General features: G+C 57.6%; 21 protein-coding genes. 6 read left to right on the top strand and 15 right to left on the bottom strand.

Annotation, left to right across the window (positions count from 1 at the left end):
* Positions 1 to 185 precede the first annotated feature (185 nt).
* The 6 genes from ACO6TI_RS19770 to ACO6TI_RS19745 are packed head-to-tail and all read right to left on the bottom strand — an operon-like array spanning position 186 to position 7,343.
* Positions 186 to 1,565 carry an FAD-dependent oxidoreductase gene (locus tag ACO6TI_RS19770; protein ID WP_422383162.1) on the bottom strand — a complete coding sequence of 460 codons (1,380 nt, stop codon included), beginning with the start codon at positions 1,563 to 1,565 and terminating at the stop codon, positions 186 to 188.
* On the bottom strand, positions 1,546 to 2,412 hold the full coding sequence (locus ACO6TI_RS19765) for an isocitrate lyase/PEP mutase family protein (protein WP_422383161.1): 867 nt from the start codon (positions 2,410 to 2,412) through the stop codon (positions 1,546 to 1,548). The genes ACO6TI_RS19770 and ACO6TI_RS19765 overlap by 20 nt, the downstream gene beginning before the upstream one ends.
* Positions 2,409 to 3,029, bottom strand: coding sequence for a cysteine hydrolase family protein (locus ACO6TI_RS19760; RefSeq protein ID WP_422383160.1), 621 nt, complete (start codon positions 3,027 to 3,029; stop codon positions 2,409 to 2,411). Before ACO6TI_RS19760 ends, ACO6TI_RS19765 begins: the two co-directional genes overlap by 4 nt.
* Complete coding sequence (locus tag ACO6TI_RS19755; protein WP_422383159.1) at positions 3,026 to 5,089, bottom strand: hydantoinase/oxoprolinase family protein; 2,064 nt, start codon at positions 5,087 to 5,089, stop codon at positions 3,026 to 3,028. The genes ACO6TI_RS19760 and ACO6TI_RS19755 overlap by 4 nt, the downstream gene beginning before the upstream one ends.
* Complete coding sequence (locus tag ACO6TI_RS19750; RefSeq protein ID WP_422383158.1) at positions 5,086 to 6,780, bottom strand: hydantoinase B/oxoprolinase family protein; 1,695 nt, start codon at positions 6,778 to 6,780, stop codon at positions 5,086 to 5,088. The genes ACO6TI_RS19755 and ACO6TI_RS19750 overlap by 4 nt, the downstream gene beginning before the upstream one ends.
* On the bottom strand, positions 6,777 to 7,343 hold the full coding sequence (locus tag ACO6TI_RS19745; protein WP_196892475.1) for a tautomerase family protein: 567 nt from the start codon (positions 7,341 to 7,343) through the stop codon (positions 6,777 to 6,779). Before ACO6TI_RS19745 ends, ACO6TI_RS19750 begins: the two co-directional genes overlap by 4 nt.
* Before the next feature lie 145 nt (positions 7,344 to 7,488).
* On the opposite strand from ACO6TI_RS19745, the gene ACO6TI_RS19740 reads away from it, so the two are divergent.
* The 6 genes from ACO6TI_RS19740 (at position 7,489) to ACO6TI_RS19715 (ending at position 13,286) form a co-directional block, all read left to right on the top strand.
* A complete protein-coding gene (locus ACO6TI_RS19740; RefSeq protein ID WP_422383157.1) occupies positions 7,489 to 8,292 on the top strand; it encodes a GntR family transcriptional regulator in 804 nt (267 codons plus the stop codon).
* Entirely contained in the window at positions 8,289 to 9,695 is a 1,407-nt protein-coding gene (leuC, locus tag ACO6TI_RS19735) for a 3-isopropylmalate dehydratase large subunit (RefSeq protein ID WP_422383156.1), read from the top strand. Before ACO6TI_RS19740 ends, leuC begins: the two co-directional genes overlap by 4 nt.
* Positions 9,695 to 10,306, top strand: coding sequence for a 3-isopropylmalate dehydratase small subunit (gene leuD, locus ACO6TI_RS19730; RefSeq protein WP_055121230.1), 612 nt, complete (start codon positions 9,695 to 9,697; stop codon positions 10,304 to 10,306). The genes leuC and leuD overlap by 1 nt, the downstream gene beginning before the upstream one ends.
* A gap of 94 nt (positions 10,307 to 10,400) precedes the next feature.
* Entirely contained in the window at positions 10,401 to 11,414 is a 1,014-nt protein-coding gene (gene dctP / locus ACO6TI_RS19725) for a TRAP transporter substrate-binding protein DctP (protein WP_196892477.1), read from the top strand.
* 58 nt (positions 11,415 to 11,472) lie between these two features.
* Positions 11,473 to 11,979, top strand: coding sequence for a TRAP transporter small permease subunit (locus tag ACO6TI_RS19720; protein WP_104701579.1), 507 nt, complete (start codon positions 11,473 to 11,475; stop codon positions 11,977 to 11,979).
* Positions 11,979 to 13,286 (top strand): TRAP transporter large permease, encoded by a 1,308-nt coding sequence (locus ACO6TI_RS19715; RefSeq protein ID WP_422383155.1) that lies wholly within the window; start codon positions 11,979 to 11,981, stop codon positions 13,284 to 13,286. Before ACO6TI_RS19720 ends, ACO6TI_RS19715 begins: the two co-directional genes overlap by 1 nt.
* Positions 13,287 to 13,390: 104 nt before the next feature.
* On the opposite strand, the gene ACO6TI_RS19710 is transcribed toward ACO6TI_RS19715, so the two are convergent.
* The 9 genes from ACO6TI_RS19710 to ACO6TI_RS19670 all read right to left on the bottom strand — a co-directional run bounded on the left by ACO6TI_RS19710 (position 13,391) and on the right by ACO6TI_RS19670 (position 26,619).
* Positions 13,391 to 14,599, bottom strand: coding sequence for a siroheme synthase (locus ACO6TI_RS19710; protein WP_422383154.1), 1,209 nt, complete (start codon positions 14,597 to 14,599; stop codon positions 13,391 to 13,393).
* Positions 14,571 to 17,261 (bottom strand): molybdopterin-dependent oxidoreductase, encoded by a 2,691-nt coding sequence (locus tag ACO6TI_RS19705; protein ID WP_422383153.1) that lies wholly within the window; start codon positions 17,259 to 17,261, stop codon positions 14,571 to 14,573. Before ACO6TI_RS19705 ends, ACO6TI_RS19710 begins: the two co-directional genes overlap by 29 nt.
* 77 nt (positions 17,262 to 17,338) lie before the next feature.
* The gene (gene nirD, locus ACO6TI_RS19700) at positions 17,339 to 17,683 is read right to left on the bottom strand and encodes a nitrite reductase small subunit NirD (protein ID WP_422383152.1); all 345 of its coding nucleotides are present in this window, start codon (positions 17,681 to 17,683) and stop codon (positions 17,339 to 17,341) included.
* The gene (gene nirB / locus ACO6TI_RS19695; protein ID WP_422383151.1) at positions 17,680 to 20,133 is read right to left on the bottom strand and encodes a nitrite reductase large subunit NirB; all 2,454 of its coding nucleotides are present in this window, start codon (positions 20,131 to 20,133) and stop codon (positions 17,680 to 17,682) included. The genes nirD and nirB overlap by 4 nt, the downstream gene beginning before the upstream one ends.
* A gap of 15 nt (positions 20,134 to 20,148) precedes the next feature.
* The gene (locus tag ACO6TI_RS19690) at positions 20,149 to 21,909 is read right to left on the bottom strand and encodes an ABC transporter ATP-binding protein (RefSeq protein ID WP_422383150.1); all 1,761 of its coding nucleotides are present in this window, start codon (positions 21,907 to 21,909) and stop codon (positions 20,149 to 20,151) included.
* Between the two features lie 10 nt (positions 21,910 to 21,919).
* Entirely contained in the window at positions 21,920 to 23,002 is a 1,083-nt protein-coding gene (locus ACO6TI_RS19685) for an ABC transporter permease (protein WP_055121223.1), read from the bottom strand.
* Positions 23,003 to 23,083: 81 nt separating this feature from the next.
* Positions 23,084 to 24,466 (bottom strand): CmpA/NrtA family ABC transporter substrate-binding protein, encoded by a 1,383-nt coding sequence (locus ACO6TI_RS19680; protein ID WP_055391468.1) that lies wholly within the window; start codon positions 24,464 to 24,466, stop codon positions 23,084 to 23,086.
* A 389-nt stretch (positions 24,467 to 24,855) separates the two neighbouring features.
* Entirely contained in the window at positions 24,856 to 25,959 is a 1,104-nt protein-coding gene (locus tag ACO6TI_RS19675; protein WP_422383149.1) for a CmpA/NrtA family ABC transporter substrate-binding protein, read from the bottom strand.
* A gap of 72 nt (positions 25,960 to 26,031) precedes the next feature.
* Entirely contained in the window at positions 26,032 to 26,619 is a 588-nt protein-coding gene (locus tag ACO6TI_RS19670) for an ANTAR domain-containing response regulator (protein ID WP_108875103.1), read from the bottom strand.
* Positions 26,620 to 26,691: the final 72 nt, after the last annotated feature.

Raw genomic sequence — 26,691 nt, 5'->3', positions numbered from 1 at the left:
TCTGCTTTCAGAAATTCCCTCTATATTACAATTATCTGATCGAATCTGTTCTACTAAACTGTTATCGCCCTCTGTGTCAGAGTAAGCTGTCCGGGTCATTCGCGTACGCGCTATCCGTGGCATGCACCATCAATTGCACACCCGCTCGTTGCCTCGTTCCGTTTGATAGAACAACTGGTTATGACCTATCCCGTGGGTGCTTCTCCCGCCAGCTTGCCGAGAACCACTGCACTCAACAGGCCGTTTCCGGAAAGATAGCCCCTGTCGCCTCGCCCTGAAACACCGCATGCCGCTCCGCCGCATGCATGAAGATTGGCAAAGCCCGATCCATCGGTGTGGATGACGCGTGCTCCCTCGCCGGTTAGAAGTCCGCCCTGGGTGTGAAAAAGGGCGCCGGTTACCCGGACACCGCAATAGGGAGAGCGCAAAGCTTCGGTTCCGAATTTTCGATTGAAGTTGTCGACACCGTTCCACGGAATGGAGGCAACCGTTTCCACCAGGGATTCGGGCGGCAAACCCAGGTCACAGGCAAGCCCCTTAAGCGTATCGTTTCGCTTGACCGCTCCAAGAGATTCGGCAAGCTTGAAGTCTTCGAATTGCCTTGCAATACCGGCAATACGGCCATCGAAGATTGCGAAGGCCTCTCCGTCCGGTTGCGACAACACCACGCGTGCGGCTTCGGAATACCCCTGGGCCTCGTTCCAGAAACGCCGGCCTTTGTTGTTGACCTGCACACCACCTTCCATGATGACGGCCCAGGTGATGAGAATACCGTGGGGTTGAGCGACATTACCATGCCCCTGGTAAGATCCCAGATGCGCGAGACCGGCACCTATGGCCTGCCCCCAGAGCAATGCCTCGCCCCGATTGCCATCGTGTCCGAACCACAAGCCGTTTTCGATTTCCGGCAGGAACCGGTGCACAAGCTGGCGATTGCCTCCAAAGCCGTTGCAGGCAAGAACCAGCTTGTCGCAACTGATCGTCTCGACACCTCCGTCCGGCCGCATAACGGCGACGCCGCCTACCTGTCCGTTTTCAATAAACAAGCGACCGGCGCGCCGCTCGCAAACGATATCGATCCCGGCTGCCTCACACGTTGCACGGAGCGCATCTATCAGTTCGACACCGGATCTGGTCGGCAAGCCGTGCATGCGGCTGCGACTGTGACCCGGATAGTCAAAATTTGTTATCAGCGAAAATGGCAGATTGAACGTCTCGCTCAGCCAGTCGATCACGGGAGCTGAATTGCAGGCAAGCCGGTTGACAAGCGCCTGATCGTTCTCGTTGCCAGCCTTTGCCTGAATATCTGCCGCGAACACAATGGCATCATCCTCAACCCCGGCGCTGGCCTGTATCTTCGTTCCAGCCGCCGGTATCAGACCGGCTGACAGGGCAGTTGAGCCTTTCGGCACCGGGTCGGCTTCGATCACAAGCACTGATTGTCCCGCCCCCTGTGCGGCGAGTGCTGCAACCAGTCCACCAGCCCCTGCCCCGACAATCAGGGTTTCGCACGAAAGGTCAAAGTTGTCTGGAGCGGGCGCGACGTCAGCTTTCGTTTCGGTCATAAGCTACGCCCTTGGCCAGCATATCGGACGTTCCGATCACTCCATTGAGACCGTCAAAATCGAACATTCTGTCAGCAAAAGGCCGATTGCTGCCGTTTTTCCGCAGACTTTCATAATAATCGCCTGCCGTTCGCGCAATTGCGCGAACAATACCACCCGGGAATATGACGATCGAATAGCCTTGCGTTTCCAGGTCCTCTGCCCCTGTTATCGGTGTCGCGCCACCCTCGACCATGTTCGCCAGCAAGGGCACTCTGCCTTCGAAATTCAGGGCAATACCCGAAAGTTGTTCTCGTGACTGCGGCGCTTCAATGAAGAGCACATCGGCACCGGCCTCAAGATAGCTTTCTGCGCGATCAATCGCCGCCTGATACCCTTCAACCGCAATGGCATCTGTCCTGGCAATGATCAACGTTTCATCCGAGTTTCGCGCATCGGCCATCGCCCTCACCTTTCCGGCCATTTCACTAACCGGGATGAGTGACTTGTCCGCAAGATGACCGCACCTTTTCGGATAAGTCTGATCTTCGATCTGCATCGCCGAAGCACCTGCCCGCTCATAAAGGCGCAAGGTCCGTTGAGCGTTGAGCGCATTGCCGAAACCGGTATCGGCGTCAATTATCACAGGCAGGTCCGTGCGATCTGCAATAAGAGCCATGGTCTCTGTCATCTCGGTCACCGAGGTGAGGCCGATATCAGGACGGCCGAGGCGAGTGTAGGACACCGCTGCCCCACTCAGATAGAGCGCCTCGAACCCGGCAGATGTTGCCATCGACGCGGTCAAGCCGTCATAGACTCCCGGTGCCACCAGAATGGACTTCTGTTGAAGTCGTGTTTTCAGGCTCATGATGCTTGCTCCAGCCAATCCAGCGCTTCAACGCATGTCATCTGACCGGTGACGGTCGCCAGCGACAGAAGTGTTGCGTCATGGACTTCGCTGTCGAATGCGGCACTGCCATCGGTAAGCAGAACCGTATCGATGTTGCGCAAGTGTGCATCCCGAAGCGTCGAGGCCACTCCACCGTTGGTAACAATGCCGCCTACGATCAGTGTATCGATGCCGACTGCACGCATGATGAATTCCAGCCGGGTCTGATAGAAGGCCGAATAGGCGACCTTCTCGATCACAAAATCGGCCGGATAGAGTTCGTCAACCAACGTGTTGCCGAAGCTGCCGGGTGCAAAGTCCCCTTTTCCGAGAAACGGTCGCAGCTTCTTGAGATGGGATGCGATCAAAGGAGCGCCACTGGCATCGGGTACAAGTGTGAACTGGGCAGAAATGTAGTGACCGCCCCGCTTGCGGATCGCTGTTGCAAGTGGAGCAATCCGGCCGGGTAGATCTGCGATGCTGTCCGCCCTTTGTCCGGCGCGTCCATAAGCACCCTCGGGATGGATAAAGTCATTTTGCAGGTCGATCGTCAGGAGCGCCGTCCTTCTAAGGTCCCAAGTTCTCGGCTCGCTCATGACTGATCCCCCAAAGGTTCGATTATGGTATTGCCGAATGCATCGACCCGCGCTTGCAGATCCGGCTCGACAAGCACGGTGGTGTCAGGCTGTTCCAGAATCGCCGGTCCCTTGATCACGGTTCCAACGGGAAGCGCCAGTCGGTCGAAGATCTCCGTTTCGAGCCACGATTCTTCAAAGTGTACCTGGCGTGTGGCTTTCGGAACGGCAGGATCCGTCGTTTCGGGGGCAAGGCTCCGAAGATCGAACTTGGGACGCATACCGGTGACCGAACTGCGCAGATTTATGATCCGCCTAACACCATTCTCCAGCAGTCGCCCGAATGTCGCCTTGTAGGCAGCGTCGAACGCCTTTTCGATGTCCGCTCGTGTGGGGGGAATGACTTTGCTGCTTTCTGTCAGGACATTCATTGGCACGGAGACCGTGTGCGTCTGGCCGATATAGGCCATATCCAACTCGAAGCTCAAATCACGCGCTTCAAAGGTTGCCCTGGCCGCTTCGAGAAGAGCCAGTCCCTGGTCCACATGCGCCTGCATGAAGTCACCGAGCGCGCTTTCATCGAGCGTTGCCACAAGCGAATTGATCGTCTGCACGAAATCCTGGCGCATATCCGCAATCACGCATCCCATGGCGGATGTGACACCCGGGTAGCGCGGGACGAGCGCGCGTGCGATTCCGACATCTTTCAGCATCGCCCCAGCATGCAAGGCCCCTCCGCCGCCAAACGGCATGAAGGCGAAATGCTTGGGATCGAAGCCGCGCTCGATACTGACGAGCCGGATGGCCCCGGCCATGCGCGAATTGGCGACCCGAAGAATCGCCTCTGCAGCCTGAACTGTTCCAAGATCGAGCGGAGAACCAACATGCCGGTCGATAGCCTCGCGTGCGGCGTCAACATCGAGCCGTTTCAGTTTCCCGCCGATCGGATTGTCAGGGTCGATCCGACCCAGAACCACATTGGCGTCAGTTACCGTCGGTCGCGTGTTTCCCAGACCGTAGGCAACCGGGCCTGGATCCGATCCAGCGCTCTCCGGTCCGATGTTGAGCAACCCTCCCTTGTCAACCCAGGCGATGGAGCCACCACCGGCGCCGATCGTCGTGATCTCGATCATCGGTGTCCGTACAACCATGCCGAAGTCAATGGATGTTTGCGGAGACAACATGGAGTGTCCGCCGGCTATCAGGGAAACATCGAAGCTGGTGCCCCCCATATCGCCCGTTATCACGTTTTCGAAGCCAGCAGACGATGCGATATATCCAGCGGCGATAACACCCGCTGCCGGTCCAGAAAGAGCCGTTCGCACCGGAAGACGGCAAGCCGTTTCCACGGCCATGACCCCGCCATTGGATTGTACGATCATGAATTCACCGTCGAATCCGCGTGAATTCAGCGCTCGTTCAAGCCGGTCCAGATAACCAGACACTTCCGGCTGAAGATAGGCATTCAGTGCTGTGGTCGAAAACCGTTCGAATTCGCGAATTTCGGGCAGTATCTCCGATGAGGCCGAGACATGAGGGTTTGCCCAGATCTCGCGCACCGCCGCGACAGCCGCTTGCTCATTTGCCGGATTGGCATATGCATTGGCAAACAGGATCGCCACGGCCTTGCACCCCTGGTCGTGCAATGTTTTGGCCGCAGCGCGGACGGCCTCCAGATCAACAGGTTTGCGGATTGTTCCATCTGCCAAGGTTCGCTCCGGGACTTCGAGCCGGTTCCGCCGATCGACAACAGGCTCGAAATCACCGCGCAAGCCCCAGGTTCTGGGTCGGTCGCGGCGGCGCATTTCCAACACGTCACGCAAACCTTGCGTGCAGATGACACCGGTGACTGCACCCTTGCGCTCGAGCAGTGCGTTGGTACCGGCGGTCGTCCCGTGAACAACAACCGACAGTTTCGAAAAATCCGATCCCAGTTGCGAGATGCCCTCGAGAAACCCGCCTGACTGATCCGGACGTGTCGTCGGCACCTTGGCCACGGACGCGGTACCGTCGGCCTCGTTGAGGACAAAGACATCCGTGAATGTACCGCCAACGTCAACGCCCACCATGCGCCCGGTCATATAGAAATCTCCCGCCAGGCGGTGCCATAGAGTTGATCGGCCCTTTCGGCATCGACAAAACCTCGCGCAACATCGCTTGCAACGTTTTCCGCGGTCCTGTCTTCGGTTTTGCCATATCCGCCGCCGCCAGGTGTTTCCAGTCTCACCGCCTGACCCTGCCGCAATTTGATGCCGCGCATCTTTGAAGCCAGAGGCGGCACTTTCCAATCATCGTCCTGCTCATAGGAAAACCTGTTCATCGCACCGTCTTGTCCGTCGACAATGCCTTTGGGGGCAAAGCGTCCGCGCTCGCCAAACAAAAAGGCCTCGGCGCCATTTTCTTCAAGAACCTCAATTTCGTAGATGGCACCCAGGCCGCCACGATGCTTGCCAGCCCCCGCGCTGTCGGGCCGCAACGCCCATTGCCGGAACATGACCGGATAAGCGGCTTCAAGTATCTCCATCGGCGGGATCGTGGCCGTTGAAATAGGCGCGTTGCCATGATTGAGACCATCACCTTCGAGAGAACCGCCATGGCCGCCCCCGTAAAAACTGAACATGACCCATGGCTGCCCATTGCTGCGTTTGCCCGCGATCGACAGGGCATTGATCGTTCCATAGGCATTGGCAACAACGCGGTCCGGGGCAACTTTGGCGAAGGCGGAGAAAATCACATCGATCATCCGCAGGATCGTCTCGGTATATCCACCAGTCGGACTTGGAAATTTCGCGGAAAGGAGCGAGCCTTCGGGCACCTTGACTTCAATCGGGCGCATCACGCCCGCATTCGCAGGCAATCCCAGGAAGATATGCTTGATCGCGACATAGGCTGTCGCGACCGTCGTTGGAAGCGCGATATTGACCGGACCTGCACATTGCGGCGCGGACCCGGCAAAATCCAGGGTCATACTGTCACCATTGATCTCCAGCCCGACCCGAATTGCCAGCGGTTCATCAGTGATGCCGTCGTTGTCGAGATAATCCAGCGCTTCCCATCGGCCGTCGGGCATCGCTTCTAGCTCTGCTCGCATCAAGGCTTCCGCTCTGTGTCCGAAGGCATCCAAGGCAGCCGTAATAGTGGATGCTCCATACTCATCCAACAGTTCGTCCATGCGCCGGACACCCAGATCCAGCGCGCCGAGTTGACCGTTCAGATCGCCCATCGCCGATTGAGGCAGACGCGTGTTGCGCAGGAGAATATCGATAATGTCCCGGTTGACCTCACCGGCACGAGCCAACCTTACAGGCGGAAGGACAAACGCCTCCTGAAAGACATCTGTGGCCGCCGGGTTGTAATTGCCGGGCACTGCACCGCCAACATCATGCCAGTGTCCGACGGAAGCGAGATAACAGAAAAGCTCTCCATCCCGGAAATATGGGCGGACCAGTCGCATGTCCGACAGATGAGTGCCACCAATATGCGCATCGTTGAAGATGAAGATGTCACCGTCCTGCAAGTCACCGTCGGCAGCCACCTTTTCGATTACCGCCTTTACGGCAAAGGACATCACACCGACGAAAATCGGCAGTCCGGACTTGCCTTGAACCAGCGTGTCGCCACTGACCGCATGATAGAGGCCGTGGCTGGCGTCATGCGCCTCGGCTATGATCGGATTGAAGGCAGCCCGAAACAGGGTCGCGTCCATTTCGTCCGCGATCTGTTCCATTCGACCAGACAAGACAGACAAGGTGATGGGATCAATCTCGCTCATGCCTTCGCCCTGGCTTCCGCAATGTCGTTCCAGACATCCTGTCTCATGATTTTTTCACCCTCGATTTCAAACCGGTCGATAAATCGAATGCTGTCAAATGTCGTTCCGTCTGGCCATTCGCCAGACAGATTGCCCCGGCAGTAGACAAGGGCCTCCGGCCCGGAACTTTGCATGACATCAAATCCGTCATAGGTCTTTTTGACGAAGCGGTAACGGGGCCCTGCCCAGTCGAGCAGTTCCTTCAGGCTCGCCATGGGTTCAGCTCCCGGGAACTGCATCGAAAACCCTTCGCCAAGCATTGATCGGGCCGAGTCGAAGTCACGCGCTTCCATCGCCTTCAGATAGCGTTTCACGATATTGCCGGGATCCTTGAGGGCGGGCGCTCCAACACGATGCTTACGCCCGCGTGAATAGTTGTCGGGTTCCATCTCGTGGATCAGGACGGTAATCGCATCAGGCAGAGCGGGTACCACAAGGCGAACGGCATCTGTCAATCCCTCGTGCAGCCGGCGTTTTTCTTCAGATCCATAGCCCTGCAACAGATGCAGTTCAACGATTGGCATCCAGCTTCCCTCTCGATATTTGTATTATCTATAATACAGATTTAGATGTATTGTTAATACAGAAAAAAACAAATACAACGTACAGAAGCTTGATCTTTTCAAAACCGGCGATAACATTGAACAAGGATTAGGGAGGAATTCCGGCGTGAACAAGCCTGCAAAATCGCTGCTTCCGGAAGGAGCCAAGGCGCGCCAGGTCTATCTCTCGCTGCGCGACCAGATTGCAGACGGGCGGCTGGAAGACGGTGAAAACCTGCCTCCTGAACAGAAACTGGCTGAGTTGTTCGGAGTATCCAGGGTGACAGTCCGCCGAGCACTGGACGCTCTGGCTGCAGCAGGCCTCGTGGTGAGACGTGCCGGAAGCGGAACAACAGTCCGAACGTCAGGCCAGCCAGGAAAGCCAATGGCGATGAACCTGGCAACCCTGATGCCGCAACTTGTCGAAATGGGTCAATCCACAACGGCTCGTCTCCTCTCATTTTCTTACGGAGCAGCACCCGAATTCGCCGCAAGTGCCTTGAGGCTCGCGCCGAAGGAACAGGTACAGATTGCGACCCGCGTGCGCAGTACCGACGGAATACCTTTTTCCCACCTGACGACCTATGTTCCAGCAGCCATTGCCGCGAACTATTCTGAAAACGATCTCGCAACAACACCCCTTTTCAAGCTCCTGGAACTCAGCGGTGTTCAGATAAAGGATGCACATCAGTCGGTTTCAGCGACTCTGGCAGGACCGGATGTCGCCGAAGCCCTTGGCATTGCCGTTGGCTCTGCGTTGCTGTCCCTGCGACGCGTTGTGCGAGACGTCAATGACAATGGCGTGGAATATCTGTCGGGGCTTTACCGGCCAGATATGTTCCGGCTTGACATGCCGCTCACGCGAGTGGGCGACGGCAGTTTGCGGCACTGGGAACCCGCCATCGGCAAACCACCTGGTGAGACTGCATGACGGTGCCGCGCACACTTCTGGACAAGCTCTGGTCTGCACATGAAATCGTGGTGCGCGCAGACGGGTCGTCCCTGTTGTGGGTCGATCGCCACCTGGTGCACGAAGGGTCGCATCATGCCTTCGCCAGGATTGAATCACGCGGCCTGCCTGTTGCCGAACCCGAATTGACCTTTGCTGTGGTCGATCACTATGCGCCGACCCGACGCCTTGCACAGATTGCGGCCCCGCAGATCAGCTACATGGTCGAAAACCTGCGCAACAATGCGATGAAACACGACTTGCGTCTTTTCGATCTGGACGATCCCGGACAGGGAATTGTCCACGTTGTCGGACCTGAACAAGGGTTGACGCTTCCCGGCCTGCTGATCAATTGCGGTGACAGCCATACATCCACCCATGGTGCCTTCGGAGCCCTCGCCTTCGGCATCGGCGCTACCGAAGTCGCCCACGTACTGGCCACGCAAACGATCTGGCAGAAGAAGCCTAAAGCCATGCGTATGCACATCGACGGAAAACTTGGTCCAGGTGTCAGTGCCAAGGATATCGCGCTGAACTGGATCGCCGGACTTGGGGCGGACGGCGCGCAGGGCCACGCGATCGAATATGCCGGCAGCGCCGTCCGTGAACTTTCGATGGAAGGCCGCATGACACTTTGCAACCTTTCGATCGAAGGTGGTGCGCGCTTCGGCCTGATTGCGCCGGATGAAACAACATTTTTGTATCTCGAGGGGCGCCCGCACGCCCCCCGGAACGAGGCCTGGGATGAGGCGCGAAAAGCGTGGGAGCATTTGCACACGGATGCAGAAGCTGAATTCGACCGGGACATTCATATTGACGCAGATAAAATCGCGCCAACTGTCACTTGGGGTACGAGCCCCGAACAGGCTATTCCGGTCACGTCCACGATTCCCGATCCAAACACTTTTGCAAATGGCGAAGCGGAAGCGGTTCGTGACTCGCTGAACTACATGCATCTTTCCGCAGGCGACCCGATAGAAGGAACACCTGTTGATCAGGTGTTTCTCGGCTCCTGCACGAATGGCCGGATTGAAGACCTGCGCAGTGCTGCTGCAGTGCTCATTGATCGAAACGCCAAGGTTCCCGGTCTGGTTTCGCCAGGATCGGCGCAGGTCAAGGCCCAGGCCGAACAGGAAGGCCTCGACCGGATATTCATTGAAGCCGGACTGGAATGGGCAGCCGCAGGCTGTTCGATGTGCGTCGGCATGAACGGAGACGTCGTTGGTCCCGGGAAGCGCTGTGCATCCTCGACGAACCGTAATTTCCGCGGCCGACAGGGGCCAGGCGCGCTGACACATCTGATGTCACCGGCGATGGTTGCCGCGGCCGCTGTTACCGGAACAATTACCGACGTTCGGCCACTCCTCAAGGGAGGGAGGGTGTGATGCCGGGCTGGAGCAGACATGATGGCCACGCGATCGCATTTCCGTTGCACAACGTTGATACGGACCAGTTGATTCCGTCTCGCTTCATGTCGACACCGCGCGGTCAAGGCTACGCCCGGTTCCTGCTTCACGATCTGCGCAAAGACGCCAGCGGCGAGGATCATCCGCATTTCCCGCTGAACCGTCACAGGCACGCCAGCATTCTGATCGCCGGGCGCAATTTCGGCAGCGGCTCGTCGCGCGAGGCAGCCGTTTATGCATTGGTTGATGCAGGCATAAAGGCCGTATTCGCTCCAAGCTTCGGCGACATATTTGCAGGCAACGCAGTCAACAACGGTCTTTTGCCCGCACGCGTGTCCGATGACGACTTCAACCTCCTGATCCGGTGTTTGGGAGATGGTGCTGAACTTTCGATGATCGCGCTGGACCGTGGACAGTTCAGCATAGGCAACGTTCAGGTCCCGTTCGCGCTCGATCCGAGCTGGCGGAAGAAACTAATCAATGGCTGGGACGACATCGATCTGACGATGCAGCACCTGGTGGACATTGAAAACCACAAGACAAAACTGAAACAGACAGCGCCCTGGTCCCGGCCGGCGGCGGACGTGTGAGGCTCTTGAAACCGCAAGAGCAAACAGCATCAGGGTTACAGCCTGAGAACCAGAGGGATAAGGCAAAAGCCACCCTGTAAAGTGGAGTGAGACTATGAAGAGGATTTTACTGGCTGGCCTCATGGCCGGATCGACACTGTTCAATGTGTCCGCGCAGGCGGAAGACACGGTTACCGCGGTGCATGCTTTCCCGGAAACTCTCATCTACACCAAGAGCTTCCTTTCCTTCGTGGACAAGGTGAACGAGGCCGGTAAGGGAGTTGTGCAAATCGAGGTGCGTGGTGGGCCCGAGGCGATTGGCATGTTCCAGCAACCAGATGCGGTCCGGGACGGCATCGTCGACATGGTCTACACTCCAGGTTCCTTCTACGGCGGCGCTTTGCCGGAAAAAGACGCAATGGTCGCCTCAAACCTGACGGCCGTCGAAACCCGCGAAAATGGCGGCATTGAACTTATCGACCAGATCCACCAGGAAAAGATGGGGTTGAAGTATCTCGGCTGGTTCGACAGCGGCGTTTGCTACAATCTCTGGACCCGCAACGCGCCGACCTTCGACGAGAGCGGCAATCTCGAAGTCGAAGGCCTGAAACTGCGCGGCAACAACGTCTACAACGCATTTTTCACCAACTATCTCGGCGCACAGGTTATCGACTTGCCGACGGGTGAAGTCTATTCCGCGCTGCAACGCGGGGTCGTCGACGCGACCGGCTGGACGCAAATCGGGCTAATCGACCTGAAATGGAACGAGTTCCTGAACTACCGTATCGAGCCATGTTTCTTTTCGACCGATCTGGGCGTGATCATCAACCTTGAAAAGTGGAATTCGCTGTCCGACGAGTCCAAGAAAATTCTGCAGGATGTTGCGATCCAGCATGAAAAGGACAGCGTCGCGGCACTGAGAGCCAAGCGGGACGAGGATTTTGCCGCGCTTGACGCAGCCGGCATGACAGTAGTCTCGCTGGAAGGTGACGCAAAAGCCAACTACCTGGCGGCCGCACGTGAAAAAACCTGGGAGCGGATGAAAGGCCTGATGGCGGATCAACCAGGTGGAACGGACAATTACGACAAGCTGATTGAGTTGTTCTACGATTTGAACGCCGCAAATTGAATGCATGACTGGCCCGCCAACTTGGCGGGCCTGATCTGTCGCACCCCGAGGCTTTCGAATGACTTTTGTCTCCAGGATCTACAGCTCGCTGATTGATGCCATGGCGGTGATCGCCGGGGCCACGCTGGTCTGGCTGATGGTTTCCGTGGTGGTATCGGTTCTGATGCGGAACCTTGGCCTGCAACCTTTTGCCTGGCTGTTCACGTCATCCGAATACGGGCTGCTCTACATGACAATGCTCGGCGCACCCTGGCTCGTGAGGGAAAAGGGTCATGTTCATATAGAACTGGTCACATCAGCGTTGCCGGAAGGTTCCCGGCGCGTCGTCAGCCGGCTGGTCGCGTTTACCTGCGTTCTCGTGTGCGTCATCCTCGCGTGGAAGGGGCTGGAGTTGTTCCTGAAAAACATTGAACGGGGCGACTACGACACCCGCGCCTACTACTACCCCCGCTGGCTTCTGACGATCACGTTCCCCCTCAGTTTCGGCCTCATGGCGGTGGAATTCATGCGCTTCGTCGTCGGCTCCGACCTGATGCATACCGGTGATGCGGGGATCCACGAATAATGGAGTGGTATGAAGCGCTCGCCCTGCTTCTGGGTGTCATCGTCTTTCTCATGGCAATGGGTATGCCGGTGGCACTGGCCTTTCTCGCTGCCAATATCATCGGTGCCTGGGTGTTCATGGGCGGCGAGCGTGGCATTGGCCAGCTTCTGAACAATGGCCTGGGGTCATTGACCAAATTCGCGCTTGTTCCCATCCCGCTGTTTCTGCTGATGGGTGAAATCTTTTTTCACACAGGCCTGGGTGGCCGCATGTTCAATGCGATCGACAAGCTGCTCGGCAGGCTGTCGGGAAGATTAAGCTACGTCACTGTTCTGGGTGGAACTGCCTTTTCCACCCTGTCAGGGTCATCCATGGGTTCCACGGCCTTGCTCGGATCATTGATGGTTCCCGAGATGAGCCAGCGCGGCTACAAATCACACATGAGCATCGGTCCCATTCTTGGAACCGGCGGCCTCGCAATCATCATCCCACCCTCGGCGCTTGCGGTTCTGCTTGCCACCCTGGCGCAGATCGATGTCGGTGCCCTTCTCATCGCCGGCGTCTTGCCGGGCCTGATCCTGGCTGCATTTTACATCGGCACCATCTGGCTCCAGACCAGACTGGACGCCTCCGCGGCGCCGGCCTACGACGTAGAACCCTTGTCTTTTTTGAGCAAGATCACGTTGCTCCTGCGTGAAGTGGTCCCGATGGTAGGCGTGATGGTTGTCATCATCATCCTCATGATCACCGGTTTCGTGACGCCCTCAGAGGCGGCAGCCTTCGGTGCGCTCGGTGTCCTGGTGCTGGCAGCGGCGTTTCGCTGCCTGACGTGGGAGGCAATGCGCAAGTCCGTGACCGGTGCACTCAAGGTCACCTTGATGGCCTACCTGATCGTGTTCGGATCAGCGACTTTCAGCCAGCTGCTGGCCTTCTCGGGAGCCTCGCGCGGGCTCGTCAACTGGGCAATTTCCTTCGATCTTGCGCCACTCGCGATGTTGATGGTGATGTTTGCGGTCCTGCTGTTGCTGGGCATGTTCATGGAGCAGATTTCCATGATGCTCCTGACCGTTCCGATATTCTTTCCACTTGCCTTGAGCCTCGGCTACGACCCTGTTTGGTTCGGGCTCATCATGCTGCTTGCGTTGGAAATCAGCTTCACCACCCCGCCGTTCGGGTTGCTGCTGTTTGTCATGAAAGGTGTTGCGCCACCGGGAACAACGATGCGCACAATCTACACGTCGGCGTTCCCTTTTATCGGCTGCTCGCTCCTGCTCGTCGCTTTGCTGGTCCTGTTTCCGCAAATCGCGCTTTGGCTTCCTGGCCTCTGAAGATCACTGATTTCAGCACCTAAGGAAACGAGACGGTATGTCCCTTGTCCTTACTGCACCGCCTGGAAGTCATGAGACTGGCCGGTTACCAAACCTGATTGAATTCAGTTTGTATTGCCTTTTCCGTGCCTGGGCACATAACCAGTAACAGCGTGCAGTTGTGCCGCTGCCGTATCGCAGGAGAGACCGATTGCACCTGGTTGCAGGGGTTGCGTCAAACACCTGTCCATAACCATTGCGCACGTGGACGCAATGCCGGGAACAATTGTCACCGGAATGCCCTCAACTGCCAGTCGCCTAAACTCTTTGCCGGCATGGCTGTCGTTCACCGGGTCCCCGGTTTTCAGTCTCACCACATGCCTGCCCTGTTTTGCCAAAGAGATCATCATGTCGGCGCTACCTTCTTGGCGGCAGATTTCCCTGCCACTCCGCAATTCGACCGGAACACGTGTGGCTTCGCGGCGCGCAAGTTCCAGAACACTGTCATCGATCCGTTCGTCGAACAGGATCACGTCGGCAGACTGAAGTGCGCGCACCGCCTTCAGTGTCAGGTCTTCTGCGTCGCCATGCGCCCCTCCGACAAATGTAACCTTGCCTGAAGCGGCACTTTTGGCTTCGACCAGAAGCGGTTCCAAGCCACCAGCCTCTGCCGCTTCCAGTACCGACCGACCAGAAAATGCCAGATCCGTGAAGCTTTCCCAGAAGCTGCGCCTTTGTGAACCCGATGAAAGCGTCTCAAGGACCGTGGACCGAACACGCCAGGCAAGAGCTGCCCAGTCCTTGAGGCAGTGAGGCAGCAGGGTTTCGATTCGCCGGCGGATTGCCTGTCCGAGGATCGGAGCCGCACCGTTGGTCGAAATTCCGATGACGACCGGAGAACGGTTGACGATCGAGCCGAACTGAAACTCGCAAAATTGCGGATTGTCGATCACGTTGACCGGAACGCCTTCCGCCTTGGCGGCGCACTGGAAAGCCTTTGCCTCCCCGATGCTTGCCGCGTCGGCAACGGCAAGAGCGGCACCGGAGAAACACTGCGGGGTCCACGAATGGGGATGGTAGCTGAGTGTTCCCCCCGGACTACCCTGTTCGAGCAATGCTTCAAGACAGGTCCCGGGACGCTCCGCATAGATTTGCACATTTGCACCTGCGGCGGCCAGAAGTTCCGCCTTCCACGCGGCTGCATCCGTCCCGCCTGCAATCACGACCTTTCGACCCTTCAGCGGAAAGAACAGCGGCAGACATGCCAGCTCGCCGACGCGGGCAGGCCTCCGTTTGCCCGTTGCATCAGCCGGCTTGCGCGATGTCGGTCTCATGAACGTCCTCCTTGCCATGCGCATCGAGGATGGACTGGATTTCGGATCGGCAGGAACCACAATTGGTGCCGGCCTTCAGACGGGACCCGATCGCCTGCACCGTGACGGCGCCTTCCGCCATTGCCGTCTCGATGTCTTTGTTCCCGACCTGGAAACAGGAGCAAATGATCGCCCCCTTATCGGGCATGTCCGCCGACGGCCCGGCTGCCAGAACCTTCAGGCGATCAGCTGCGGAAAGAAATGGATCGGTCAAAAGAGAACAAGCCCATTGCCGGGAAACGGCGACAGGTTCACCCGCAATGAAAAACGCACCGGCAAGTCCGGTGTCGTTCCATCCGGCAACTCTCAACAATCCTGCACACCGATCTTCAAACCTTGCCAGTTTTGCATCACCGCCCAGATGCCTTCTTGCAAGCAGAGCCGGGTCCTGCGCGGCCGAGCCGGCCATTTCGACTCGCCAACCTCCAGAGGTCGGAGCCACCGACCAGTAATCGGCTTCAAGCTTTTCCGGCTTCTTCCTCAGGATTGCGAAACCGTACCAGTCAAAGACGAGCCTACGAAGAGCGACTGGTGTTAATTTGGAACCCGGCTGACCGGAAACCGGGTCAGTTTCTGGTGCCACAACCGCGTCGACCCTGCCCTGTGAGCTCACCTGATCGGTCCAATGCATCGGCACGAAGATCGAGCCCGGTTGAGCGCGTTCCGTGACCTGCGCGCGCAGCATGACGGTTCCAAAAGGACTTTTGACTTCAACGAGATCCGCAGCCGAGAGACCTAACTTCTTTGCGTCTACCGGGTGGAGCTCTGCATAAGGCTCTGCGATGTGTGCTGAAAGACGCGGGCTCTTGCCCGTCCGCGTCATCGTGTGCCACTGATCACGTATCCGGCCCGTATTGAGTACGAAAGGATATTGCCGCCCCTGCTTGCGCGGTTCCGTTGTCCTGACGGGAACCAGAACAGCCTTTCGGTCCTGCGTGAAGAACCCGCCGCCGGCAAAAAAACGCGTTTGCTCTTGTTGAGTCCTGTCCTGCGATTGAGGCCACTGCAGTGGATTGAGGCGGTCAAATTCTGCACATGACACGTGCTTGAGAGCGCTTATGTCGAAGGCTCGCAGCCCGTTGTTACCATAGCCGGAAAGCGCGGCATGTTCGCGAAACACGGAAGCCGGTCCGTCATAGTCGAACGCCTGCGCAAAGCCCATGCGCCGTGCCACCTCGGTTACCTGCCACCAGTCCGGCCTGACCTCCCCTGGCCGCTCCAGAAAGGCTCGCTGGCGGGATATCCTGCGTTCAGAATTGGTAACCGTCCCGTTTTTTTCGCCCCAGGCAGCTGCAGGCAACAGAACATCCGCATAGGCAGCCGTATCGGTGGCACGTGTCACATCGGAGACGACAACGAAGGGACACTTTTTCAATGCGTCTGCCACACCGTCGGCATCTGGCAGACTGTCGACCGGATTGGTGGCCATGATCCAGAGCGCCTTGATCTTGCCCGCGCGGACCGCACGGAAGAGATCAACGGCCTTCAGGCCCGACTTTTCTGCAATTGACGGGCTCTGCCAGAATTCCTGGACAAGCGCGCGATGATCCGGATTCTCGATACTCAAGTGCGCTGCCAGCGTGTTGGCAAGACCGCCAACCTCGCGCCCACCCATGGCATTCGGCTGACCTGTTACCGAAAACGGGCCCATACCGGGCCTGCCGATCCGTCCGGTTGCCAGATGCGTGTTGATAATCGCATTGACCTTGTCCGTACCCGTAACGGATTGATTGACACCCTGACTGTAGACGGTGACGGTTTTTTCGGTACGCGCGACCATCGTATAAAATGTTGCGAGATCCCTCGGTGCCAGCCCCGTTTCTCGTGAAATACGGTTGATCTCGCAAGGCCCCGATGCTGCAAGCGCCTCGTCGAAACCGCGCGTATGTGCGGCAATATAGGCGCGGTCGAGCGCATCGGTTTCTGCCAGGAACGCCAGGAGGCCATTGAAGAGTGCAACATCGGTATCAGGTTTCAATGCCAGATGCAGATCGGCAAGCGCACAGGTTGCAGTCTCCCTAGGATCGATAACAACTATCCGCATCTGTGGATTTTGCGCCTTTGCAGCCTCGATCCGCTGAAAGAGAACTGGATGACACCAGGCAAGATTGGAGCCGGTCAGCACCAGCAGATCGCATGTTTCCAGATCTTCATAGGTTCCAGGCACGGTGTCGGAACCGAACGCACGGCGGTGACCAGCGACCGAAGACGCCATGCAGAGCCTTGAATTTGTGTCGATATTGCCGGAGCCGATGAAGCCTTTCATCAGCTTGTTGGCAACGTAATAGTCTTCAGTCAGAATCTGGCCGGAAACATAAAAAGCAACACTGTCAGGACCATGTTGCCGAACGGCTTCTGAAAATTCTTGCGCCACGCGATCGAGCGCCTTGTCCCAATCTGCTCTTTCACCATCAATTTCAGGATGCAGCAGCCGGTCCTCAACGGAAAGCGTCTCTCCGAGAGCCGCCCCCTTCGAGCACAGTCTGCCGAAATTTGCCGGATGAGTCTCATCCCCGGCGATCGCAACAGTTCCGTCGGCCTGCGGCGTGGCCAGAACACCACAACCGACACCGCAATATGGGCATGTCGTCCTGACCGTCTTGTTGATTGTTCGGGCGTTCACGCCTGCCCCTCCGTTAACTTCCTCCCCAGACCCGGGCGCCTTGTTATTCAGGCGGCCGAGATCACCTGATTTGCCGGTCATCCGGTCCGCCGTGCGAGATCATCGGCGGCAAGCAGAACCTTGCCGTTTTCGATACGAGCCGCCGTCGTCCTTGCGCTCCCCTCGTCCGCGCCTTTTGCAAGACCTGTTGACAGATCAAAAACCCAGTTGTGCAGCGGGCAGGTCACGGACGTCCCGTGTACGATCCCCTGGCTTAGCGGCCCGCCCTTGTGCGGGCATCGATCGTCAAGCGCATAGACCTCGTCATCAACGGTCCGGAAAACCGCGATACAGCCTGTAGCGGTTTTGACGACCCGGGCACCCTCGCGGGGAATGTCCATCAAATCTCCAATGGCAACCCAACTTCTCGTTTCCGCGTTCATTCGGCCGCCTCCGCCTGCAGAACCGCCATCGGCCTGAATTCATGCTTGTCCTTGCCGGAAACACGCTCCGACCACGGATCGACCTGGGCGAACTTCTGACTGAAAACGAACCGGTCAAAATAGAGCTTGCGCTGGTCGGCATCCTCCATGATCCGGGTACGGATCTCGTCAGATCCGACGCGTCGGGCCCATTTGTAGATCCGCTCGAGATAGTGTCCCTGTTCCCGGTACATCTGGGTCAGCGCCACGATGTGCTCGAGCGCCTCGTCTTCCGTCTTGACGAGACCAAGGACTTCCGTGCCCTTGATGTCGAGACCGGCGGCGCCGGCGAAATGGATCTCGTAACCGCTGTCGACGCAAATAACGCCAATGTCCTTGCAGGTTGCTTCAGCACAATTCCGCGGACAGCCGGAAACCGCCAATTTCAATTTCGCCGGCGTCCAGGAGCCCCACATGAATTTTTCGATCCGGATTCCAAGCCCGGTGGAATCCTGGGTGCCGAACCGGCACCAGTCGGACCCGACACAGGTTTTCACCGTTCTCAGCCCCTTGGCATAGGCCTGACCCGAAACAAACCCTGCCTTGCCGAGATCCGCCCAGACAGCGGGAAGGTCTTCCTTGCTGATGCCGAGCATGTCGATCCGCTGTCCCCCGGTGCACTTGACCGCTGGAATATTGAATTTGTCGACAACATCGGCAATTGCGCGCAATTCGGTGGAGGATGTCATGCCTCCCCACATACGCGGCACGACCGAATAGGTGCCGTCTTTCTGGATGTTTGCGTGGACGCGCTCGTTGATGTACCGGGACTGGTAGTCGTCGGCATATTCGTCTGGCCAGTCGCTGACGAGATAGTAGTTCAGCGCCGGGCGACATTTTGCGCAACCACCTGACGATGTCCACTCAAGTTCCTGCATGACCGAGGGAATGGTCTTCAGTTCCCTGGATTTGATCAGTCGGCGGACATCGCTGTGTCCCAGATGGGTACAGCCACACATCGGAGTCACGGCAGCCGGATTGTAGGCATCTCCGAGCGTGACCTGCATCAGTTGCTCAACCAGACCGGTACAGGACCCGCAAGAAGCTGACGCCTTGGTGTGAGCCCTGACATCGTCGAGGGACGTCAGGCCCTTTTCCGAAATCGCATTGACGATCTTTCCCTTGCAAACGCCGTTGCAGCCGCAGATTTCCGCATCATCCGGCAAGGCTGCAACGGCCGCCGTAGGGTCCAGGGGGGTGCCCCCCTGATACGCCTGGCCGAAGATCAGGGTGTCCCGCATTTCGGCAACATCTGACCGTTTTTTCAGGAGATCGAAGAACCACGGTCCGTCGGAAGTTTCACCGTAAAGGACGGCACCGACAATCCGGTTGTCCTTCAGCACAAGCCGCTTGTAGACCCCGGCCGCCGCGTCACGCAGCACGATTTCCTCGCGGTCCTCCCCTTCCGAGAAATCTCCTGCGGAGTAAAGGTCGACACCCGTAACCTTGAGTTTGGTTGCCGTTACGGATCCGGTGTATTCGGAAGTCCCGTTCAACAGGTTATCTGCGATGACTTCCGCCATCTCGTAAAGCGGCGCAACAAGCCCGTAGCAGATGCCACGGTGTTCCACACACTCGCCGAGGGCGAAGATATCCGCATCGCTGGTGCGCATGTCGTCACCGACCAGAATGCCGCGTCCGACGTCAAGAGAGATCGCCTTTGCAAGCTCTGTCGAAGGGCGGATGCCGACAGCCATGACAACAACACTCGCCTCGATTTGGGTGCCGTCATCCAGGCGTATACCCTTCACCTTGCCCGTGCCGTCATCGACGATCTCGTGACTGTTGGCCTTGGTACGGACTTCAATTCCGCGCCGCTCGAATTCCTCCTGCAGGAGATATCCGGCGGCCGGGTCCAGCTGTCGCTCCATCAGTGTCGGCATCAGGTGCAGAACCGTGACTTCCATGCCCTGCATCTTGAGACCGGCCGCCGCTTCCAGACCAAGCAACCCGCCACCGATGACGATTGCCCGCCCGCCGCGTTTTGCGGCATCAAGCATCTTTCCGACGTCATCAAGATCCCGGTATGTCAGCACTCCATCCAGATCGTTGCCAGGCAGCGGAATGATGAACGGATTGGACCCTGTGGCAATGACCAGCCTGTCGTAGGATGCCATGACACCCGTCTCGGACGTCACCGTTTTTGCCGCACGATCGATTTCGGAGACTTTTGCGGACTTGTGCAGTGTCACACCATGTTCGGCATACCAGTCGTCACCGTGAGTGATGATGTCTTCATAGGTCCTTTCACCGGACAGGACAGGCGACAGCATGAGACGATTGTAATTCACCCGCGGTTCAGCGTTGAAGATTGTGATGTCGTAGGCGTGCCTGTCTTTCTCAAACAGGTATTCGAGCATCCGCCCCGGCGCCATGCCGTTGCCAACGATGACAAGTTTCTGTTTTTTCATAGTTTTCTCCACGGACTACTCGGCCGCTTCCATGGCTGCCTTCTGGCGTGCCATGCGGGTGGCGCGTTTTTCCTGGATGGATTTGAGTTGATCCTCGCTCGGATCCGCCCCGCCTTCATACGCTTCCAGGAAGTCCAGAAGTTCTTCGCGATAGGCGTAGTAGTCCGGATGGGCGAGCAGCTCCTTGCGCGAGCGTGGACGCGGCAGGTCAACGTCCATGATGTTTCCAATCCTGGCATTCGGACCGTTGGACATCATGACCACCCGGTCCGCGAGAAGGATTGCCTCATCGACGTCGTGGGTGACGCAGATCGCTGTCACCTGGGTGCGTTTCCACACATCCATCAGAACGTCCTGAAGTTCCCAACGTGTCAGACTGTCAAGCATCCCGAAAGGTTCATCGAGCAGCAGAAGTTTGGGTGAAAGAGCAAAGGCACGCGCGATCCCGACACGTTGCTTCATACCGTTGGAAAGATCGGAGGCCCTCTTCTGCATGGCATCGGCCAGACCAACTTTTGAAAGGTAGTACTCGATGACGTCCCGCTTCTCAGACTTGGACGCATCCGGATAAACCTTGTCGACACCCAGAGCGACATTCTCGTGAGCCGTCAGCCAGGGCATGAGGCTCGGGGCCTGAAAAACCACCGCCCTGTCAGGTCCGGCCTGGGTGACGTGGGTTCCGTCGAGGACGATCGCCCCCTCGGTGATAGGGTTCAATCCCGCCACCATGGAAAGGACAGTCGACTTGCCGCAGCCGGAATGGCCGATGAGCGTAATGAACTCGCCTTTCTTCATCTTAAGCTCGAAATCATCGACAACGGTCAATGGTCCCTTCGGAGTCGGGTAGACTTTCTTGAGCTGTGAAAATTCGAGGAAACGGTCGTCCTTGACGGATTCCGCGGCACGCGCGTACGCAGGTGGCAACGGGTCTTCCGGGTTGCTCCGCTGCGTGATGGGGACGATATTCGGCAAGACTATATCGCGCTCCAGATCGGTCCCGCGTTCGGCACCAACAGCCATCAGGTACTCGGTGACATCGGCTCGAAGCTTGATGAAGTCTTCGTCATGATTGAGTTCACCGCGATCGCGCGGTCGTTTGAACGGCACCTTGAATTCCGGGCCGAGCGTTGCGGTCGTTCCCGGGTTCAGGGGGATGATCCGGTCGGCCAGCAGAATGGCCTCGTCGACATCGTTCGTGATCAGGACGATGGTTTTCTTTTCCTGTTCGCAGATCGCCGCAAACTCGTCCTGAAGCTTGGACCGCGTCAAGGCATCAAGAGCGCTGAGCGGCTCGTCGAGAAGCAGCAATTCAGGCTGCATAGCGAGAGCCCGCGCAACGGCGACGCGCTGACGCATGCCACCGGAAAGTTCGGCCGGTTTGCGCTCCCTTGCATGTGCAAGGCCGACCATCTCGATATACTTGTCGCAGATGGCCTTCCGTTCCCTTGCAGGCCTCTTCTTGAAGACCGTGTCGACAGCGAGCGCCACGTTGCCGGTGACCGAGAGCCAGGGCAACAGGGAGTATGACTGAAAGACCACGCCCCGGTCCGGACTTGGACCATCGATCTCCTTGCCATTGAAGATCACCCCGCCCGCGTCGGCATCGATCAACCCTGCAAGCAGGGAGATCAGCGTCGTCTTTCCAGTGCCGGAGAAGCCGACGATGGCTATGAACTCACCCTCTTCCACTTTCAGATTGATGTCTTCAAGCACATCCGTGCGGCCGGCACCTTCGCCATAGGACTTGGAGACACCGGAGATTTCCAGAAAGGACATATCGGCCTCCTTAGCGATTGGCGCTGAATGTGAAGGCGCGTTGCAGGGCGAACATCAACCTGTCGAGCATGAAGCCGATGAGACCGATGGTCACGACCGCGACCATGATCTTGGCCAGAGACTGCGAGGAGCCGTTCTGGAACTCGTCCCAGACGAATTTTCCAAGGCCAGGGTTCTGCGCCAGCATTTCAGCCGCGATCAGAACCATCCAACCCACACCCAATGACAGGCGCAGACCGGTGAAGATCAGAGGCAACGAAGAGGGAAGCACGAGTTTCGTGATGGTTTTCCAGGTAGGCAACTGGAGCACGCGGCCAACATTCATCAGATCCTTGTCGACCGAAGCCACGCCAAGCGCGGTGTTGATCAGGGTCGGCCACATGGAGCAGAGCGTCACGGTCACGGCCGAGATCAGCAACGACTTTGACAACCAGTCATAGGGATTGGCGTATGTTGCCGACACGATCATGGTGACGATCGGCAACCACGCCAGGGGTGATACCGGTTTGAAGATCTGGATCAGGGGATTGATTGCACCGTTGAACGACCTCGACAGGCCAGAGGCGATGCCGAGCGGAACAGCAATGATAGTTGCGATCAGGAAGCCGAGACCGACGGTCAGCAGGGAGGTACCGATCTGATCGATATAGGTCGGCTTGCCGGTATAGCTGCGGAACTTGATCTTGTCGGTCTTGCCCTCTGCCTCGTATTTGGCGTTTCGGGCATCCTGACGCTCGTAGAATGCGGCTGCCTTTTCGCGTTCTCGAACATGGTCATGCCAGAGATTGACTGATTGCGACCAGACCTGTGCAGGGCCCGGAACCGCGCCGAGTGACGTCTGGACCTGTGGCGCCAGCGCTCCCCACAGAACCAGGAAGGTGACGATTCCGAGCAACGGGATCAGGAACCCGCGTTTCAGTTCGCCCAGTTGTTCTTTCGGATTGTCGCCCGCAGCTATCTTCATGAGTGGCACGAGCCAGGAAAATCCAAGCGCATCCAGCCATCCGCCGGCCTTGTTGATCAACGTGAAGAGTTTTTCTTTCCGGGCGGCCCGGGCAAGATCCGTCGATCCTGCGGTATCGGCATTGGCCATGGGAACGGTCCCTTGTAATCTAATTCTGGAATTCTGGAAGATTGGGCGGTGGCTCCTTTGGCCACCGCTCCGATAGATACGTCAGCCGCCAACCACTTCGTTGCCGTCAACAACCTGCTTGCCCTTGAGGCCGATGGGCAGGCTGTCGATATAGGCGTTGGGCTGTTTGCCGTCGTAGGGAATGCCGTCGATGATATCGGCGGCAGGTGTCGGCGCACGATAGCCGTCGGACTCCCAGGGAAAATCCTCTTCGGCGACATGCCCTTCCTCGACCAGCATGCGTGCAGCCTTCAGATAGGTCTCTGGCAGATAGACGGACTTGGCGACATCATCGTACCAGCTGTCGGGTTTCTGCTCCGGAATCTGGCCCCAGCGACGCATCTGCGTCAGATACCAGACCGCGTCGGAATAGTAGGGATACGTCGCGTAGTAGCGGTAAAAGACGTTGAAATCCGGTACGTCGCGCTTGTCGCCCTTCTCGTACTCGAACGTACCTGTCATGGAGTTGGCGATGACTTCCGCGTCCGCCCCGACATATTCGGACCTGGCGAGGATTTCGACCGCTTCCATGCGATTGGCATTGTCGTTTTCATCCAGCCACTTGGCCGCGCGGATCAGGGCCTTGGTGATGGCGAGTGTCGTATTGGGATACTCTTCCGTGAATTCCTTGGTGAGCCCGAACACTTTCTCTGGATTGTTCTTCCAGATTTCGTAATCGGTGATCACCGGAACACCGATCCCCTTGAAGACCGCCTGCTGGTTCCAGGGCTCGCCAACGCAATAGCCATAGATGGTGCCTGCTTCCAGCGTTGCCGGCATTTGAGGTGGTGGCGTCACCGAAAGAAGAGCTTCGCCCTGGATCTGACCGGAAATGTCGGTCTCGGAATAAAAGCCCGGATGGATGTCGCCGGAAGCGAGCCAGTAGCGCAGTTCATAATTGTGCGTCGAGACCGGGAACACCATGCCCATGTTGAAGGGTTTTCCTTCATCAATGAACTTGTCGACGACCGGCTTGAGGGCCTTGGCCGAAATCGGATGTTGCGGGCGTCCGTCATCCATTGTCGGGATGTTCGGCTTCATCATTTCCCAGATCTCGTTGGACACGGTTATGCCGTTCCCGTTGAGGTCCATGGAAAAAGGCGTGACGATGTGGGCCTTTGTGCCGAAACCGATCGTTGCTGCCAACGGTTGGCCCGCAAGCATGTGCGCTCCGTCCAGTTCGCCCGTGATCACACGGTCCAGCAGCACTTTCCAGTTGGCCTGAGGCTCCAGGGTCACGAAAAGTCCTTCTTCCTCGAAAAAGCCGAGCTCATAGGCGACGGCCAGTGGCGCCATGTCGGTCAGCTTGATGAATCCGAAAGTGAGTTCGTCCTTTTCGACGTCCAGCGCCTCGGCAAAGGCTGCCGATGCCGGCACCATGGCGGTTGCCGTCAACATTGCAGCGAGCGCAATCCTTCGGGTCATCCGGATTTTTTTCACGTGCGTCACGTCCTGTTCCCTCTTGTCTTCCGCGTCCTGATCGAACGCTGGCTCCAAACAAAAAGCCGCCGTCTTGACCTGCGCCCGGGAGAAGAGGATGCAGATCAGAACGGCGGCTTTGCCTGAGCGCCCGTCAATGGGCGCAATATGAATTAGGCCAGCGTCGGCCTCATCAAATGTGTAAGCAGGAAGTGTGCCAAACTGGACGAACCTTGAATTATGTATATTTCATAGTCGGTTAATGGATTCTTCGTTCCAACCATGCCAGTCGGTTTGCCCGAATTGTTGGCTGAGGTTAGAGGCAGATGACGGTTTTTTGTGCAGTGCACTACCAGAATGGATCAGGATGAATAACTCAGTGTCGCCGGTATTTTTCATGGAGTGTCGAATAAGCGGATCGAACCTTCTGCCGCCTTTTCCTCAAGACCCAATGCCGCGCTATAAAGCGAGGGTGAAAAGATGGACGACACTTCTTCGACCTGGTCATCAGAAAACTCCGCCTGTCTCCACCGAACCATCTGCTCGTAAAACCATCGTCCGTGGGCCGGCATCGGCGCGGCAGTCTCTCCGCCGGAAAACGTCAGAAAATCTGGGATCGTCTGCGCTGCTGTCAGGTCGAAGCGCATCTCGCCGCAGAGCGCCGGGCGGCAAATGCTGGGTGTGCAAGCAAGGTATTGCGGCCCGGTGAGTATTTCGGTCAGGTGGTTCGCATTGTTCGGATCGGAACACCAGTCGGCTGCAGCCGACATGGCTCGCATCAATGCCGCCAGAACTTCAGGATTGGCCAAGGCCCACTTCCGTGTCACGCCGAGAACCTTTTCCGGACTGTTCGGCCAGATCGACTGTTTGCAGGTGACGATGCGGCCGGTTCCCGCCACGACGGCTGCCGAGTTCCAAGGTTCCCCGACGCAATAGCCGTCCAGATGGCCCGCAATCAGGGCGTCGGCCATGAGCTGCGGGGCGAGCACCGTGATTTCAACATGCCTGTCCGGATCAATTCCTGCCGCAGCCAGCCAATACCTCAATTCATAGGCATGGCCGGAAAAAGGGTGCACGACGCCAAACCGAATGGAAGAACCCCTCGCCTCGCCCCGGGCACGGATCACCCTGGCCAGGGCGGATCCGGTCGATGCCGGATCGCCGTTTTGGTCAGCCCCCTGGTCAGCCATCTCCATCCACAGTGTGGATGAAACCGTGATTGCATTCCCACCAAGACCAAGCACCATGGGCGCCAGCATCGGAACCGACAGGCTGGTGAGGTTCAAACTTGCGGCAATCGGCATGGGTGCCAGCATGTGCGAAACATCAAAGTGACCGACGGCGATCCGGTCCCTTATGTTGGCCCAGGAGGACTCGCGGACCAGTTTCAGCGCAATCCCTTCCCTTTCAGCAAAGCCGATTTCCTTTGCCGCAACCAGAACCGCGCTGTCCAACAGAGGAATGAACCCTGCAATAACAGATGTCAGTCGGGTTTCCATTTTCCTCCGATCTCCAAATTGGCCGTTCCTTTTCAAATGCGCGAGCGCATTCAGGTGTCAGTCAGTCCCGTATCAGTCTGCCAGCAGTCCACTGGCGATAATCAGGCTTTGCGCCACGTCGATAATCTTGCGGCTCTGGTTCATCGCGGTGCGTCGCAGAAGTTCATAGGCCTCCTGCTCCGACAGCCCTTTCGACTTCATCAGTATTCCCTTGGCGCGATCGATCGATTTCCGATCCGCCAGTTCCGTGCGCGCATCCTCCAGTTCCTGGGCAAGCTTGGAAAAGGCGCGAAACCGGCTGACAGCCATGTCGAGAATTGGCTTCACACGTTCGCGTTTGAGGCCGTCGACGACGTAGGCAGAAACCCCGGCATCGACTGCGGCCTCAATCGAACGGCTGTCCGCCTTGTCGACAAACATGGCGATTGGCCGGTGCACGGTCCGGGACACCTGAAACATGTGTTCCAACTGATCCCGGTTGGGATTTTCCAGGTCGATCACGATGACATCCGGATTGATGTCCGCAATCTGGCGCACCAGGCCGTCCATCTGATGCACGAGGATGACCTCGTCGTGCCCGGCATCGCGCAATCCCTCTTCGATGATGGATGCACGTATCTTGTTGTCATCGATGACTAGGATCGAAATACCACTGCTCATGCCTCTATTATGCGCAGTGCTATTTTTTATGCAAAGCAAAATGTTGCAGTGCAAAATCAATCTCGTTATTTT

It is taken from the genome of Roseibium album, assembly GCF_965233825.1.
GTDB lineage: Bacteria > Pseudomonadota > Alphaproteobacteria > Rhizobiales > Stappiaceae > Roseibium > Roseibium album.
The sequence above is the reverse complement of the archived record's forward strand: the minus strand, read 5'-3'. Positions and strand labels throughout refer to the sequence as shown.